The following is a 1,528-nucleotide window of genomic DNA, read 5'->3' on the forward strand; positions in this document are numbered from 1 at the left end:
TATTTGTCCAACAGCGTGTTGGACAAATACGCAGGCAAGGTCACCAGGATCCCGTCGCAGTCTGCACCGTGTTTTTAGGTGGCCTCGGCGTCACCTCGTGATGAACGACTTTCCTTCAAGTCGGTCAGAGTCTCGCCCACGGCAGCCGCGAGTTCATCGTCGGTCGGAACAAGCTCGCGGACCGGCGCGGGCAGAGTGTCATACGTGTAGTCGGCCACCGCCAAGGGCGCGGTGGTCCCGGCCAGGGAGTAGCGAACGACGTTGTCGTTGCGGCCCGCACACAGCAAGAGCCCGATGGTCGGAGCATGCTGGTCGTGGTCGCGCAGGTTGTCGTCAACCCAGGATACGTAGAAGCCAAGCTTGCCCGCGTACTCGGGTTCGAACCGGCCAATCTTGAGCTCGACAACAACGAAGCGGGACTGCACCCAATTGAAGAACAGCAAGTCTATGTAGAAATCGTCGCCGTTGACGTCGAAGTGGTACTGCCTGCCGACGAACGCGAAGCCGTGCCCGAGCTCAAGCAGAAACCGCTCCAGCCGAGCCATCAGCGCCGCCTCGAGCTCCCGCTCGGCAACCCGATCAGTGAGGTCCAGGAAATCGAACACGTACGGGTCGCGCACCAGCTGCTGCGCGAGGTCAGAGTCGCCAGCGGGAAGGTGCTCGGTGAAGTTCGACGGTGCCGCACCGATCCGCTGGTCGAGTCGGTTGCGGATCTGATGCATCAGGACGTTGCGGGACCAGCCGTGCTCGAACGCCGCGGCCGCATACCAGTCCCGGCTGGCCTGATCATCAAGTCGGTCGATCAGCAGCAGCACGTGGCCCCACGGAAGTTGTCCAACAGACTGCTGGACAAATGCGCTCCGCGGCCACTCCGCGGCAATCTTCCGCATGTAGTGCAGGTTGCTCCGCGAGAATCCTCTCATCTCCGGAAACTCGGATCGCAGATCCACCGCGAGCCGGTCGATGACCTTGCTGCCCCACCCCTCGGCGGCCTGGCGGTCGAGGATGGCCCGGCCGATGTCCCAATACAGCAGGAGCAGTTCAGTGTTGACCACCCGCGACGCCCGGATTCGGGCCTGGCGGACCTGAGACTTGAGGTGCTCGAGGAAGTCACGGTAATCGTCGGGTAGCAGTCCAGAATCGCTCACCGAGCCATCTTCCCGCAGATGGTGGCGAAGTCAGTGCGGCGCCCGCACCCGCGGCGCGTCACCCCGGGGCGATCGAGATCCGGGGTGATCGAGATCAGGGGCGATAAGCAGCGATGGCTCGCCGCCTGCGCATTCACATTCCCACCGGCAACAATCTCGGCGCTCTGGAGGTAAGCCAGTGATGCCCAGCCGCCGCCGTATCGCCACGCGACGCCGGACCGACGAACCGATGATTCCGATCCCTTCATTCAGGTCCGACAACCTCGTCTCCGCCGAATCAAAGCCCCCGCCGGGCGGCAGAACTGATCGATTGTCAGCGGTCATGTAATTCCCCAGGTTGAGGGGTTTGTCCGTCACGTAATTCCCCACCCCTGGGGCGT

At 63.0% G+C, this 1,528-nt stretch carries 1 protein-coding gene; it reads right to left on the minus strand.

Annotated elements, in window-relative coordinates:
- Positions 1-74: 74 nt before the first annotated feature.
- The gene (locus AZG88_RS18150; RefSeq protein ID WP_061698481.1) at positions 75-1,148 is read right to left on the minus strand and encodes a PDDEXK nuclease domain-containing protein; all 1,074 of its coding nucleotides are present in this window, start codon (positions 1,146-1,148) and stop codon (positions 75-77) included.
- Positions 1,149-1,528: the final 380 nt, after the last annotated feature.

It is taken from the genome of Rhodococcus sp. LB1 (assembly GCF_001583455.1).
GTDB lineage: Bacteria > Actinomycetota > Actinomycetes > Mycobacteriales > Mycobacteriaceae > Rhodococcus_F > Rhodococcus_F opacus.